Origin of the sequence: Bartonella sp. CE47NXGY, assembly GCF_042195415.1 — a bacterium.
GTDB lineage: Bacteria > Pseudomonadota > Alphaproteobacteria > Rhizobiales > Rhizobiaceae > Bartonella.
Map to the genome: position 1 here is coordinate 1 of NZ_JBHIOI010000247.1, position 646 is coordinate 646.

A 646-nucleotide genomic window follows, 5' to 3' on the forward strand; every position below is an offset into this window, starting at 1 on the left:
TCCTCACTGGAACCCTTGCCTTTACCAAAAGAAGCATTCCCCATCCACCCTGTACCACCGGTACCATAACTATACCCAACATTCATTGAAGCGCTTTGCGTGTGGTTTTCTGTGCTCTGCGTGTTTTGCGCACTTTCAAAGATGATATCTTTACCTGCTCCCATGGTGATATTCCCGCTCTGTTCATCATTGCTTTGCATCGAGTTTGTACCAGCAATAATATCGGCTCCAACACCATGGATGCTGCCTTTGTGGGCTTGCATATTAACAGCGCGTCCTGCTTCTATTGTACCTGTTACCGCAGTAGAGGTCTGAACAGAGGCTTCTGCCTTCTCTGTCTTAAAGCCCACGGTTACGCTAGCAGAAACATCAGCAATATCACGAATAGACTGTTTGTTTCCACTCTTCATCTCATTATAAAGACCTTTGCCTTTGCTATAGAGATCATAGCCTTTTAGACCAGCAATAAGACCATTGCCGATTTTGTGTTTTGTATCCCCATGACCAAAACGTTTGACTGCATCCCTTACATCTTTTACTGTACCAAGAATGCCCACATTGACAGAGCCTGTCACACCAGCAAAAGACTTTTCATGTGTCTCTTTGCCGTTAGAGGTATCATAGCTTTCTGATAGGGTGATATTAT

At 44.3% G+C, this 646-nt stretch carries 1 protein-coding gene; it reads right to left on the bottom strand.

Features of this window, described 5'->3' with window-relative positions; translation table 11 throughout:
• A partial coding sequence (locus ACFIL3_RS10905; protein WP_375682287.1) for a hemagglutinin repeat-containing protein occupies window positions 1–646 on the bottom strand: 646 nt, incomplete at both ends.